Here is a 14,530-nt window from a genome sequence, read left to right on the forward strand (position 1 = left end):
TGTGCACTTTTATTTATGTCAATAATGGTTGTTAAGTGTATAGCCTAACTAAGATATTTTAATCATTTTTCACTGAAAATGTGATTAACAACCAATGTAATAGATGTAACTATTTGAATATATAATAATTAGTTAGATACTTTGGCAATTTTTCCATCACCATGGACAATTACAGTTTTTTCTGTAGCAGATAAGAAGATTGATTCACCTGAGAATAATCTCAATTGCTGCTCACCAGAGTTAATAACCACTTGACCTTCAGAACAAAATAAAACTGAAGCTGAATTATTCTCCAATGTGATTGGTTGTTCTGAAACAGCATAAACAGAAAAATGAAAATCATTGACGGGAACAGGGTAGTTCAGCGCATCTTTTTCCTGTTTTGGAACGGTCAGCAGAGTATCAGCACATTTCGGAATAAAATCCAGATTAGCCATTAATTCTGGTACATCAATATGCTTACCGGTTAAACCAGCACGCAGCACATTGTCTGAGTTGGCCATAACTTCCAGAGCCACACCTTCAAGATAAGCATGAGGGGTGCGTGCGTACAGAAACATTGCCTGACCGGGTTTCAGCTCGACCACGTTAAGCATGAGGGGTGAAAACAAACCGTTATCATCAGGATAGAAAGAGGTCATCTTTCTGATAGTATCCCACGGTTCTCCCTGATGACTATTCAGCGCAGACTTTAAGACAGCAATGGCTAAACGTTTCGATTCACCCTGCATATTCAACAATTGGGCAAAGAGAAACGACAGGTTTTGTTCTGTCGGATGCTGGATGAATGCCTGAATATCAGGATGTGCAGCAGAAACATTTCCTAATAGTTGTGCGATTTCTGATAGTGGCCTAAAAGCATTCATGGCCTTAAACGGTTTCAGCGCATAGACCAGCTCAGGTTTGTGGTTATCGTCTTTATAATTGCGTTGTGCTGAATCTAAAGGTATCCCTTGTGCATTTTCTTTAGCAAATCCCACCTCTGCGGACGTTTTGTCAGGATGTACCTGAATTGAAAGTGGTTGAGCCGCGCACAATACTTTGAATAAAAAAGGTAAACGTTGGAATTGACGGGCGACCGCTTCTCCGAGATATTTTTCTGGTTCCTTGGCGATCAGCGTATTTAAGGCTATGGTTTCGCCGGTTTCCGGATCGGTCACCAGTGAACTGCATTTCGGATGTGCTCCCATCCATAATTCTGCCATTGGCTGATTATCAGGGTTTTCGATGCCGTAAATATCCGTCAGGGCAGTGTTGCTTCCCCAGTCATAATGTTGGATGTTATTAGTCATTTTCAGCATGGCGGAATTTCCTGTAATAAAAAAATAAATTTATTTATATGACAACAATACAATAAACACGGTTAGGTCGCATTATCGATCATGAAGTTATGGCATTATAAAAAAATGCCGACTAATTTATCTGCAAAATTTGTTCCGGCGTATTCAATTATTCTGTGTGCTAAGGAGATAGTAATGGCAGCCACTCGCATTGAAAAAGACTCAATGGGACCTATCGAAGTACCTGCTGACCAATTATGGGGGGCGCAAACTCAGCGCTCACTGGAGCATTTCCGCATTTCTCAGGAGAAAATGCCTGTTGCGTTGATTCATGCTCTTGCATTGACTAAACAAGCAGCAGCCAGCGTCAATATGGATTTAGGCCTTCTGCCTAAAGAACGTAGTGACGCAATTATCGCTGCGGCGAAAGAGGTGTTGGAAGGTAAACACCCGACAGAATTCCCTCTTGCTATTTGGCAGACCGGTTCGGGAACTCAAAGCAACATGAACATGAATGAAGTGTTGGCGAACCGTGGTAGTGAGATCCTTGGCGGTCAACGGGGCAATGAACGTTTGATTCACCCTAATGATGATGTCAACAAAAGTCAAAGTTCTAATGATGTTTTCCCAACCGCTATGCATGTTGCGGCAGTTACCGCAATACGTGAGCATTTGCTACCAGAGTTAAAAGTATTACAGAAGACACTGGCAGGCAAAGCGGAAGAATTTAAAAACATCGTAAAAATTGGCCGTACCCACTTACAGGATGCGACTCCTCTGACTTTAGGTCAGGAGGTTTCTGGTTGGGCAGCTATGCTGACACATAACCTGAAACATATTGAAGACAGCATTCCTCATGTGTGCGAATTGGCTCTGGGTGGTACAGCGGTAGGAACCGGTCTGAATACTCATCCAGAATATGCTGTTCGCGTTGCGAAGAAAATCGCTGAATTATCCGGCCATCCTTTTGTGACTTCCCCAAATAAATTTGAAGCTTTGGCAACTTGTGATGCACTGGTTCATTCTCACGGTGCACTGAAAGGTTTGGCTGCTTCGTTAATGAAGATTGCTAATGACGTTCGTTGGTTGGCTTCCGGCCCGCGTTGTGGCATTGGTGAAATCTCCATCCCTGAAAATGAGCCGGGCAGCTCAATTATGCCGGGTAAAGTAAACCCGACTCAGTGTGAAGCAATGACTATGCTATGTGCTCAGGTTATGGGTAACGATGTGGCTATCAATATTGGCGGTGCGTCGGGTAATTTTGAGCTGAATGTATTCCGTCCAATGGTTATCGATAACTTCCTGCAATCTGTTCGTTTGCTGGCGGATGGCATGCGTAGCTTCAATGAGCACTGTGCGGTTGGTATTGAACCTAACCATGATCGCATTACCCAATTGCTGAATGAATCACTGATGCTGGTAACGGCGCTGAATACTCATATTGGCTACGATAAAGCCGCTGAGATTGCTAAAAAAGCCCATAAAGAAGGTCTGACTCTGAAACAGTCCGCGATGCAATTGGGTTATTTAACTGAAGCCGAGTTTGATGATTGGGTTCGTCCTGAAGATATGGTTGGTAGCATGAAGTAATGCTCTTGCTATGATGTACTTTTGTTTACGTCATTAAATTTAAAAACCGGAGTGAATATTCTCCGGTTTTTTTATTGCTTAAATTTCTTTATGGAGATGAAGACGAGGAATGACGAGCTCCAAAGGCTTGGCCTTGGGTTTATATCTATGTTTTATCGCATTGGCATTATAATCAGATAATGCGCCGATTTTCGGTTTGGCTTCACTGTCCTCTGTATAGAATACAATAACGGGAAGTGGACACGCGTATTGAACTTGCTTTTGTAGCTCCGAGTACCATACGCGAGTAATGGGTTGTACTTTTACTGGCCTCTTGATCTTCAATATCACGTCATCGGGTAATTTCTTGATATCTGTAATTTCCAGTGCTACCAGAGACGCCCATTGATCGCTGGTGTAGGGAGGAACAGCCCGTCCTGCATTGTAACTTTTCTCCAGCTGTTCCAGAATTTGTTGTTTGGTGACTTTTTTAATGATGTTTTTGTTGGCCCAGCCAAAGTTGATGGAATCAGGATTTAATAGGGGAGTGATGGTGCGGTAGGCATTCAATGTAATGAGCCCTCGCAAATGATTATGAACAAATTCAAAGCGTTGCTCTTTACTGACGCCTGATTCTTTGGTGACGATATTTTCCAGCTCGACTTTTAATTGATTCACTTCATTAACTACACTCATTGCTTCCTTATATTGCTGGTGGCTGACTGCAAAACATAACGCTCCGGGAAGCCGACTGGCAGCTTTGCTACTGATATTGGGGTTATTATGGTGTATGAATAACTTTTGATAGAAACGTAAACCTAAATTGAGAGCTTCATTTCCTTGTAGAGGATTAACTGTAATTTCAGTCAATTGCTCATGTTCATCGCCTTTTTCTATCTGAGGTAATTCGAATACCCGGGCATCAATAAGTGGGTAGTTCATTAACAAGGCAATCAGTTCAGATAATTTTTTTTCTTGTTTTTTGAAGCAGCTTGTAAGCGACTCAATTGAAAGGTATTTATTCATATTGCTATCCTCAACAATTGTACCCTTAGACCTTTTTATTTAGTTACAACATACTTTTAACTATACTCCTAAAACGTGCAAACCTCCACAACAAAGTCAAACGAAAATTCAACAATACAAAAAAGCGGGGGAGTGTCTATTGCGATATATTTCAATATCGTGATAAAAATCTAAAATTGATTAATTCACGAATTTATAATTATTAAAATATTAATGGATTGCTTAATGGTAGGAATATATTCACACAGTTATACATAAGAAAATTTTTTACTTATTTTTTACTTATTTTTTACTTCACAGGAAATAGTGTGAAGCGAAAAATGTACCAAGGTTGTTAAACATGAAGAAATTAGTCAAGCCAGTGAATTCCTTTAGAAAGGTTATAGATGTGTTATTACCATATTCTGAATTAGCCACGCCAGATTTATCGTCACAAGGGGCATTTATTAAAATTGAAGATGAGTTTGCTAAATTTTTTTTATTGGAGAAAGGTTATGTCAATATGCGTAGAATAAATGACAATTTAATCATCGCGACATCTTTCACACCTTATATCATAGGGTTATCATTCTATTCTGGTTCAGAAATTTATTATTCCATTGAGCTGGGGCCGGATTGCAAACTCTATCAAATTCCTAGAGTTAGCGCTTTAAATGCCATAAAAAAGCATGATCTTTACCGGGAGTGGATGAGAATAATTTCGTATAAAATGTCTTTCTTGTATGCGAGGGATATTAGTATTTTTCGTCATGGTGCCAAAGAGGTTGTATGCAATCTATTATCTCGCTTAATAACTTTACCTGATGAATTTCGAGAAAATATTTCTGCCATCAGATACATAGAGCAGAGGTGCACACTTTCTCGCAGTTGTATACAACGCATATTAGCTTCATTGAAGAAAGAAGGGTGTATTGAGATCATTGATGGTTATTTAACAAAAGTTATTGTGTTGCCTAATCAATCTTATTACTGAAAATCAAAGAATGAACAAATAAAAAGCGAATAATTGAGGTTTTTAAATGAATTTCTCGGAAAGTTGCCGACAATCTATTATGAATGTCGGCAATTATATTCTTCTAATTTGACAACTTATTGAGCTTAACGCCTAAATAAAGAGCTGCTGTGGTCAAGAGTGCAATAAATACTACTACACCATTCCATGCAAAATACATCCAAAACACACCACCTAACGTGCCGGCAATACTTGAACCTACATAGTAACCAAATAAATACAGAGATGAAGCCTGCGCTTTGGCTCGTTTAGCTCGTTTTCCAACCCATCCACTAGCAACAGCATGAGCGGCAAAGAAACCTGTTGTCAATATCATCATTCCCAGCATGACGGCCCAGATGGAGGAGAACATTGTGATTATACAACCAATCAACATTGTACTGACTGCTACTAACAATACCTTGCCTCGTCCATGCTTACTGGTCAGGGCACCGGCTTTTGTTGCACTGTAAGTTCCGGTTAAGTAAACAACGGATAATAACCCAACAATAGCCTGGCTAAAATGATAGGGCGCATCTAATAACCGATATCCAATGTAGTTAAACATTGTGACAAAACTACCCATCAGCAAGAATGCTTCAGCAAATAGAAGAGGAAGCCCTTCATCTCGGAAGTGTAATTTTAAGTTGATGAGCAATGTCTTAGGTTTTAGCGAACTGGATTTGAAGTGCTTGGATTCCGGTAACATTTTCCAAAATGTGATGGCGGAGATTAAAGCGAAAGTACCCAATAAAATAACAGAAAATCGCCAGGAAAAATAATTCGAAATGACACCAGTAATCAAACGACCACTCATTCCTCCTACTGAATTACCACTGATATATAGCCCTATAGATAAGGCAACATAACTCGGATGGATTTCTTCACTTAAATAAGTCATGGCTACAGCGGCAACGCCACTGATTGACAAACCTACAAGGGCGCGAATAAGCAAGATTCCGTGCCAACTTGTCATGACAGCGCTCAAAAGGGTGAAAATAGCTGCCGCAATCAATGAAATAACCATCACATTTTTACGGCCAAGTGCATCGGATAGAGGCCCTGTGATTAGTAATCCAAGGGATAACATTCCGGTGGAGAGTGATAGCGCTAAGCTACTGTTCGCTGGTGAGACGTTAAATTCTTTTGACAAAATTGGCAATATTGGCTGAACGAAGTAAAGCAATGCGAAAGTTGCCAGCCCAACAGTAAAGAATGATAGCGTTACACGCAGGTATGCTGCATCCTCACGCTGAATATAATGCTGCTTACTCCCGCGCTTTTGCTCGATCGTGTTCTCAACATCATTTTCAACGCCAGAGACTGCTGATTTTTCACTGACGCTTTGAATTGTATTCACGCTACTTCCTTATCTAAGTAAAAAAACGTTAAGCACTTGATTCAGATCAAGAATAGAAATTCGTGAATATTTTGTCTAATATATTAATTCAATGGAATGATATGTTATACATATCAATTGAGGTAATAAAGTTAGGGGGAATAGAGTATGGCCATGAATGTTGAACTTAGACATTTACGCTATTTTATTGCAGTGGCAGAAGAATTGCATTTTGGGCGAGCAGCAGAACGATTAAACATCTCACAACCACCATTAAGTCAGCAAATTCAATCTCTTGAAGCTAATATAAACGCCAAGCTACTCATGCGTAACAATCGAAATGTTAGCTTAACTCCCGCTGGACATATGTTTCTTCAGGAGGCATATCAGATAATTGCTCAAATTGAGGCAGCGGCCACTAAAGCCGCCAGGATGTATCAGGGAGAATTAGGGGAAATATCCATTGGTTTCACGTCCACCGCGCCTTTTATGCACAAGGTAGCTCTTAGCCTGCGCCAGTTCCGGGAATGCTATCCTGACGTGGCTATTCATATGCATCAAATGAATACCAAACAGCAAATAGCACCTTTGCAGACGGGGAGAATCGATATAGGTATTATGCGTAATACGTTGTTGCCAGATAACTTAGAGTATCAGTTACTTTTCCGTGAGCGTTTTATGCTAGCGGTATATGATGATCATCCTTTGCTTCAATATGCTAATGAAGGCGTTAGTCTGGAAATGTTATCTGATTATCCATTGGTGTTCTTTGAGCGTGATGTAGGGACAGCTTTGTACGATGAAATTATCTCTTTATTGGCAAATGCAGGAGTGACGCCGATGATTTCGCAAGAAGCTGGCGAGGCGATGACAATACTTGGATTGGTTGCAGCAGGGTTAGGGATAAGCATTATTACTGAATCATTTACCCGCATGAAACTAGATGGTGTTCAATATATTCCTTTAGCAAATAATCCAGCTTGCTCTGAAGTTTGGTTGGTTAAGCATAAAAACTTCAACAAGAATTACAATAACAGTGCTGCGGCAGCCCGGCTAACCAATCTTTTAATTTCAAATATTGTAGACGAAAATTCGTAGATGACATTGTTAAATAAAAGGCGGAAATGTTAATAAAAAGAAATTAAAAAGAAATAATCACGAGAAGTTCGTGTGAAAGATCACATTTCCACTTCAAACGGATATCTTATCGTTTAAACAACGACATAATCATTATTAATTTTTTAGCGGCGCGAATTAAATGGCGGGAGGCGAGGTGAGTGTCGATGTTCAACCAAGTCATATTGACCAGATTAAACAGGCAAATACTGGTTTGGTCTATCGGTTAATTGATCAATACGGGCCTATCTCGCGAATTGCACTTTCTAAAAAAGCCCAATTGGCACCCGCTAGCATTACTAAAATTACGCGGGAGCTTATTGATGCCCATTTAGTGAAAGAAGCCGAATTTCACGAACCCGGTTTTCGGGGGCGTCCTGCTATCGGATTAAAAGTAGATAGTGAAGGGTGGCAGTTCTTGTGTATCCGCATTAACAAGGGAAGTATTGTCATCGGGCTTCGTGATTTGAGTAGTAATCTTCTGGTAGAAGAGGAATTACCATTCTCTGCACTTCACAATCAGTCTTTTCTGGACTGTATCGTTGATGAAATTGATAACTTCTTCTTTAGGCATCAATCTGTTCTTGAGCGCCTAACAGCGATTAGCGTTATCATTAATGCGATAGTTGATCCGGTTAACGGGATAATTCACAGTTCACCGTACTACGATATTCAGGATATCCCCATAGGGGCATTCTTACATCAACGTACAGGATTACCGATCTTTTTACAGCACGATATAACTGCATGGACAATAGCAGAATCTCTATGCGGCACAGGGAAAAATTACCAGAATCTTATTCAACTGGTCATTGATGATAATGTAGGGGCGGGCATTATAACAGCAGGTCAAATGCTCCATGCCGGGAATCATAGTATTGTAGAGATTGGACATACTCAAATCGAACCCGATGGAGAACTTTGTTACTGTGGTAACCGAGGCTGCCTTGAAACGGTTATCAGTATTAAAAATATTTTGCAGAAAGCCCGCAGCTTGGCAACTCAACATCCTTGCTCCTTAGTGAATACGATGACAGCTAATAATGTGCCATTGACGATTGATTTACTTTGTCAGGCGGCCATAGAAGGAGATCCGTTGGTAACAGATATTATTCATGATGCCGGAGAACGAATCGGGCGTATCATAGCGATTATGGTCAATATCTTTAACCCCGGAAGGATCTTGATTGGTTCACCGCTGAACAATGTAAAACATATCCTTTATCCCGCTATTCAACAGCAGATATCCCAGCGTTCTCTTCCCGGCTATAGCCAACAGGTTGATATAGTCGCTACTCAATTCGATAATACAGATACATTTCCTGCGGCAGCATTAATTAAACAATCCCTATATAGCGGTGAATTACTAATAGCACTCATGCAAGGATAAGGATAGTTCACATCAGGCAAAACATTGAGCTAACGCAATCCCTACCTCAAATACATCTTCTACACTTTAAGCCTGCTCGCTAAAAAGAGTAATCGGTCTATCTGTACTGTTACTATGGAAAACGGAAAATGAATTTATGATAACGCGCTTATTTGTTACAGGCACGGATACCAACATTGGTAAAACAGTTGTTACCCGCGCATTACTGCAAGTTTTTAATCGTGAAGGCTCAACCGCGGTAGGGTATAAACCCATTGCAACAGAAAAACGAGAAACATCGGAAGGGATACGCAATCGTGATGCCTTAGTCATATATCAATCATCACCTGTTAAAGTGGACTATGAAGAGGTCAACCCTGTTATTTGGGAAAGCAATTACGAAGAAGAAAATCGAGCTGATTTTACCCAAATGACAAACGGGCTGAAAAACTTAGGGAATAAAGCAGATCGTGTGATTATTGAAGGTAATGGTGGTTGGCGTATGTTACTGGAAGATGAGGTGCCTTATTCTGATTGGGTTGTACAAGAAAAGTTGCCCGTTATTTTGGTCGTTGGGATTCAGGCTGGTTGTGTTAATCATGCTATTCTCACAGCTCAATCCATTATTAACGATGGCGTTCCCTTGGTAGGTTGGATTGCTAACCGAATCAACCCAGGATTAGCACACTACGCTAAGATACTAGAAAGGTTACGGTGTCACATACCGGCGCCACAAATTGGTGAAATCCCATATCTCTTAAGACCAGAAGAACGCGATTTGTCGTGCTATTTGGATACTAATGCAATATCAGCTATCGATATTTAATAACAAAAGGGGCATCTTTTGCCCCTTTTTATTGTTAAATCTAAAAGAGAGTTATTCTTGGCTTTTTTTATCGCCAGAAGTGGTTTTATCCGTATTAGTGTGAGTAAGGCGGATATAAACTATTTTCTGCTTGCCGGAATCACAATGACCAACAACTTTCCCATTAACGGTGTTGTCCTTAGCAACTTGGTCATCAGGAATAACTTCAAGCTTAAAATCCGTTTCAGAAACACCATTTTTAATGATTTTCTGTGCAATTTCCGCTTTCAGACTTTCACATGTAACCTTTTGTGAAGCTTGCACTGCAAAGGGTGAAAGCGTAAAGAGCAAAGCTGTAGCCAGTAGGATTTTTTTCACCATCACTCCTTACGTTGATGTCGGTGTTGAGTCTATCAAGGTTTGATCGGACGGCCTGTGTTAATATCCAAACAACGTTTCGTATTTGGTTCCCAATAAGCACTGATATTAGCGCTTTCTAAACAGGCCTTTCGATTATCAACTTCTACCTCGTACTTATCAAATTCTTTCTCTCTGCGCTGATCCACTTTCTTACGTAAGTTTCTTTGCTCATTCCACTCTTCTTTGCTCTGACGAGCCATTTCTCTGCTCATCGAATTCTCACCGCCGCCATTAATGGTTACACATGTGCTATCTGATGTGCAGGGCGTAGAGAATGCAGGCGTTTGCCAAAAGAATGACAACAACAGAGCGATAGAAGAAACATATTTCACAAATTTCATATTTGAACCTCTTTCATTGTGCCATTTAGCAAGACTAGGTCATTTACTGAAGCTACCAAAAAAGCGCCAAACAGGGGTTTTATTGGTAGCACCACATTAATAGAACTAATAGAGTTAACAGTTTACCAAAAGCGGATTATTGGTTTCTATTTACACTCAAACCTGCGAATGATTGACAAACTGGCATCATCTCTAATGTATTAATATTGACACGAGAAGGGAGGTTAGCAACCCAAAATACCGCTTCTGCAACATCATCAGCAGTCAGCGCTTCTGCTCCTTCATAAGTTTTATCCACTTTTTCTTCATTACCTTTAAAGCGTACGCGGGAAAATTCGGTTCCGCCGACAAGGCCTGGTTCGATATCAGTGACTCGAATATTTTTGCCTTGTAAATCAGCTCGTAACCCTAAACTAAATTGTTTTACGAAGGCTTTCGTAGCACCATATACGTTACCACCCGCATAAGGCCAATTTGCTGCGGTAGAGCCAATATTAATTATATGCCCACTATTGGTTTCTACCATATTAGGCAATAGGGCGTGTGTCATGTTTACTAATCCTTTGGTATTGGTATCAATCATTGTTTCCCAATCATCAATATTAGCTTGATGAGCTGGTTCCAGCCCTAAAGCAAGCCCCGCATTATTCACAAGCACATCAATATTGCGTAACGTATCTGGTAATTGCTGGACTGCTTGCTCTATTGCAGCACGATCTCTCACATCAAGTTGAATAGGGTGAAATTGTTCACCTAACTCTTTTTTCAACTTTTCCAATCTATCCTTACGGCGCCCTGTAGCAATCACTGTAGAACCATGTTCGATAAATTTTCTTGTAATTGCTTCACCAAAACCGGAAGTTGCCCCTGTTACAAAAACAATCATATTGCCCTCTGTTTGCGAGTTTTTATCGTTAATCTTCACATTAGTAAAAAAATTTATTTCGCATTAGTCAAGGATAAATAACACAATGAAGATTAAGCCATTGTTTTTAAGGTATTTTTACAACAAAAAAAGGAAAGTTTGGTAGAGTAAAAACCTTGATAAAAACTATAGACTTCGCCACGATCATGTATTCATTTTATTTTAGATGAAATCTATATGGAACGCGTTATCGGCAAACGATCTAAAAATTCGAAAATGCTGAAATAGAACTCGGGGAGTTTGCTGAAACGGCTTTGGGTATGTAGGAAAAGTAAAATGGCCCAATTTAGTGGGCCATTAAAGACTAGTGTGTTGTTACTTGGCTCATATACCCTTGGAGGGAGCCATCAAATGCGATTTTACCTTTGTCAACTTTGATAACCCGATCAGCGAGTCTGAATACACGTGGGTCATGGCTTATCATAAGCACAGTCTTACCATTAACGATATTATTAAGAGACTCTGCGAAGCTGTTTATTTTACTGTTGTCCAGATAAGTTGTCGGCTCATCGAACAGCAGTATCTCTGGCGTCTTGAGGTACAAGCGAGCCAAACCAATAACCTGCCTTTCACCACCTGATAAAGAAGAGCCTTTTTCATCAATGTATGAATCCAGGCCGTCCTTCAGCTTATCCAATAACTCACTGCCACCGGCTTTAATCAATGCAGAAATCATCTCTTCGCTGGTGGACTCAGTATTAGCAATATGCAGATTATCGTATAAAGTACCTTTTATGATTTGTGTTTGTTGTGACATCACACCAAACTTTTTCAGCCAATGTTGAACATCGGGATCTTCCATAACCTCACCAAAAACTGAAATATGGCCTTCACTTAGTGGTGTTAATCCTGTCACGATATCAAATATCGTACTCTTGCCCTGACCGTTATCGCCAACAATCAGAACTCGTTCGCCTTTTTGGATGGAGATATTCATATCGCTGAACAGCGTATCTCTATCGTTATAGGAGAATCTCTTGATGTTGATATCAATGGCATCGGCATTGCCATTGGCTACTGACTGATTTTGTTTGTGGGTATTTGGTTTGTGGGCACCCAACAACTCGAAAATTCTGTCCAACAGTGATTTGAGCGAAGCAAATTTATTTAAATGATTACTGTATCTCTTGATGGAATCAGACATTAATTGTTCATAGGTAAATGCAGCAACAAAGTTACCGGGGTTAATCGTTCCATCCATTAATAACAAACCACCATACCAAAGAACTGCAATTGTTGAAGCTAATTGTGCGGAATAGCCAAGAGGAACAGAAAGGGACATGAACAGGCCTGTAATTCTCTCAACGTTCTTCACCTTAATGTTGGCATCATCAATTCTCTTTTTCTCTGACTCTTCAGAGTTAAAAATCTTGACGGATTTAATCCAGGAAAGCGATTCCTGTATGACCCCGGTTAATCGTGAGTTATATATCTGCAAAATCCTTTCATAAACAGCCACGCGATTAGTGAGTGGTTTGCTGATAACCGTGGTTAGACAAACCATCATAAATGCCAGGATTGCCAGTTTAAGATCAATCAAAGCCATGGCTATAAATGGACCAATGATGGATAACGTATCGTAAAGAAATTCGCTGTATAAGCCTCTGATCCTATCCGATACAAGGTACGTATCATTTTTTATTCTAAAAGCCAGATTAGCAGAATGGAATTTTCTGGTTATATGATAGGGAAAAGAGAGGAAAGAATCGACGAGCGATTTCCTCATGTTATAACTCAGTTCTGAGGCGTTAATCGTCTGCATCCAGATAATAATGGCGTGGCTTATGACGATCAATAATGATATAGCTATCAGTGAGGCAATTAATTGATTAAAAGAGAAGGAAAGTATTAACTTATCCTTCAATAAAGTATTAACTAATTCTTGTACAAGAAATGGGAATATAACTTCTGCTAAAGCTGCCACTATCGTAAAAACAATAGCCAGCACCAGTGCTGTTCTTTGTTTACGTATAAATGAATAAAGAAATATTATGTATTTCATATACTTATCACTGTTAAGTTATCAATTTAACTAGTATAGACAACATGTTAGGACTTACCATGATATAAAAAGGGCAGCTAATTCCATCCTTGGAAAACATTCATCCTATATCAATAAAATACAGTTCCGTGTTAAAACCACGATGGGTTTATCTCACTTAATAACAAGATAAATAAAAATCGCTATAATATAAAACAGGAGATGCTATTTATATTGCAACCAACTTAATTGTAGCTAAAAAAGATGTGACCAATATTATTGCATCATTGTTCGCAAATTTTAGATTACCTGTATTTTATAAGAATACCTATTCAAATGCATAACCATGCAGGAAAGCAGGGCGCCGCTCTTCATATATTCAGATAAATTGAATAATTTTGGCGTTAATGCCAGTTTGGAACAAATTTTTTCCAGTTCATGGCTTTTGTTCATTTCATAGATATATTCCTCCGTACCTGCTTTCAGGTCGTTGATATTGGATGAACAGAGAATATGCTGATTTACTCTGACAGAGTTACAAATGCCACTATATGCAACATCTTTGCTGATACTGATGACGTTAGTCACTTTCTCCAGTTCTTTCAATTCATCACTGTTGAATCCACCGGTATAAACCAGAGTATTTTCTTTATCCAGAGGGAAGATACTGCAATCTAAGTGATACAGATAAGGATCTCTTTCTTCTACTTTTACGATTTTGAGATCGAACTTTTCTTCCATCCAGTCATAGGTTTTAATATCACTTCTTATTCCATAGCCACCAACCAGTACATTACTATGCAGATGTTTTAACTCAGCTTCGCCCTCAAAATAGTAAGGGGCAACTTCAGTTTTATAGCCTAGTGACTCAAAGAAACTCACCCCAATTGGGGTTTCTGATCTTCTGATTTCTGATGCAAAATTGGCAACTATTGCTGTTGGATCTTCATCACCAATAATAATTCCCAAGTTAGCAACATATACTTGATCTTGCAGTGCTTGATGAGTATCAGATGGCAATAAATAGACCAATGATTGTGATGACATGAAGCTGTAAAGTTTATAAAACTGTCTCAATGCCACGTTACTGTTAACATTAATATCGGACTCATCTAGTTCTTCCATCCAAATGTTATTTCTTACATTGGTATTTAATGAAAATGGAGGAGCTAATAAAAACACTGGCATTTTCAGATCAGAAATGATACTAGGTGATTTATTTAACATCTTGAAACCTCAATTCTAGTTTATATTATATGCTATATATAACTTTTCATAATTATGAGAATTTCATATTTCCTATTCCTTTCCAACTATTTGCTGAAGCGGCATTCAAGAAAATCTTAACTCTTTTGATGAGCTGCCACA

At 39.4% G+C, this 14,530-nt stretch carries 13 protein-coding genes; 5 read left to right on the plus strand and 8 right to left on the minus strand.

Translation table 11 applies throughout. The features are described from left to right. Positions 1–128 precede the first annotated feature (128 nt). Positions 129–1,301, minus strand: coding sequence for a mannose-6-phosphate isomerase (gene manA, locus AAC854_RS13915; protein WP_340617629.1), 1,173 nt, complete (start codon positions 1,299–1,301; stop codon positions 129–131). Positions 1,302–1,475: 174 nt separating this feature from the next. Here manA and fumC point away from each other — a divergent pair, with 174 nt between their 5' ends. Next, positions 1,476–2,870: a class II fumarate hydratase gene (gene fumC / locus AAC854_RS13920; RefSeq protein ID WP_340617630.1), complete on the plus strand. Its 1,395-nt coding sequence runs from the start codon at positions 1,476–1,478 to the stop codon at positions 2,868–2,870. Between the two features lie 78 nt (positions 2,871–2,948). Here fumC and tus read toward each other — a convergent pair whose 3' ends face one another. Next, a complete protein-coding gene (gene tus, locus AAC854_RS13925) occupies positions 2,949–3,875 on the minus strand; it encodes a DNA replication terminus site-binding protein (protein ID WP_340617631.1) in 927 nt (308 codons plus the stop codon). A 340-nt stretch (positions 3,876–4,215) separates the two neighbouring features. Between tus and AAC854_RS13930 the strand changes: the two genes are divergently transcribed. After that, positions 4,216–4,848, plus strand: a complete 633-nt coding sequence (locus AAC854_RS13930; protein ID WP_340617632.1) for a helix-turn-helix domain-containing protein — start codon at positions 4,216–4,218, stop codon at positions 4,846–4,848. Between the two features lie 103 nt (positions 4,849–4,951). Here AAC854_RS13930 and AAC854_RS13935 read toward each other — a convergent pair whose 3' ends face one another. Further along, positions 4,952–6,226, minus strand: a complete 1,275-nt coding sequence (locus AAC854_RS13935; RefSeq protein WP_422824086.1) for an MFS transporter — start codon at positions 6,224–6,226, stop codon at positions 4,952–4,954. 153 nt (positions 6,227–6,379) lie between these two features. Here AAC854_RS13935 and AAC854_RS13940 point away from each other — a divergent pair, with 153 nt between their 5' ends. The 3 genes from AAC854_RS13940 to bioD all read left to right on the plus strand — a co-directional run bounded on the left by AAC854_RS13940 (position 6,380) and on the right by bioD (position 9,516). Beyond that, positions 6,380–7,303 carry a LysR family transcriptional regulator gene (locus AAC854_RS13940; RefSeq protein WP_340617641.1) on the plus strand — a complete coding sequence of 308 codons (924 nt, stop codon included), beginning with the start codon at positions 6,380–6,382 and terminating at the stop codon, positions 7,301–7,303. Positions 7,304–7,478: 175 nt separating this feature from the next. Further along, positions 7,479–8,711 (plus strand): sugar metabolism global transcriptional regulator Mlc, encoded by a 1,233-nt coding sequence (mlc, locus tag AAC854_RS13945; protein WP_340617633.1) that lies wholly within the window; start codon positions 7,479–7,481, stop codon positions 8,709–8,711. 136 nt (positions 8,712–8,847) lie between these two features. Continuing rightward, positions 8,848–9,516: a dethiobiotin synthase gene (bioD, locus tag AAC854_RS13950; RefSeq protein ID WP_340617634.1), complete on the plus strand. Its 669-nt coding sequence runs from the start codon at positions 8,848–8,850 to the stop codon at positions 9,514–9,516. Positions 9,517–9,567: 51 nt separating this feature from the next. Here bioD and AAC854_RS13955 read toward each other — a convergent pair whose 3' ends face one another. The 5 genes from AAC854_RS13955 to AAC854_RS13975 all read right to left on the minus strand — a co-directional run bounded on the left by AAC854_RS13955 (position 9,568) and on the right by AAC854_RS13975 (position 14,389). Continuing rightward, positions 9,568–9,876 carry a DUF1161 domain-containing protein gene (locus AAC854_RS13955; protein WP_340617635.1) on the minus strand — a complete coding sequence of 103 codons (309 nt, stop codon included), beginning with the start codon at positions 9,874–9,876 and terminating at the stop codon, positions 9,568–9,570. A 32-nt stretch (positions 9,877–9,908) separates the two neighbouring features. Beyond that, entirely contained in the window at positions 9,909–10,256 is a 348-nt protein-coding gene (locus AAC854_RS13960) for a DUF1283 family protein (RefSeq protein WP_340617636.1), read from the minus strand. Positions 10,257–10,392: 136 nt separating this feature from the next. Further along, positions 10,393–11,142 carry a bifunctional NADP-dependent 3-hydroxy acid dehydrogenase/3-hydroxypropionate dehydrogenase YdfG gene (gene ydfG / locus AAC854_RS13965; RefSeq protein WP_340617637.1) on the minus strand — a complete coding sequence of 250 codons (750 nt, stop codon included), beginning with the start codon at positions 11,140–11,142 and terminating at the stop codon, positions 10,393–10,395. Positions 11,143–11,485: 343 nt separating this feature from the next. Then, a complete protein-coding gene (locus AAC854_RS13970; protein ID WP_340617638.1) occupies positions 11,486–13,183 on the minus strand; it encodes an ABC transporter ATP-binding protein in 1,698 nt (565 codons plus the stop codon). A 279-nt stretch (positions 13,184–13,462) separates the two neighbouring features. Next, a complete protein-coding gene (locus tag AAC854_RS13975) occupies positions 13,463–14,389 on the minus strand; it encodes a dimethylarginine dimethylaminohydrolase family protein (RefSeq protein ID WP_340617639.1) in 927 nt (308 codons plus the stop codon). Positions 14,390–14,530 lie beyond the last annotated feature (141 nt).

The sequence above is a fragment of the Xenorhabdus entomophaga genome, assembly GCF_037996725.1.
Taxonomy (GTDB): domain Bacteria; phylum Pseudomonadota; class Gammaproteobacteria; order Enterobacterales; family Enterobacteriaceae; genus Xenorhabdus; species Xenorhabdus khoisanae.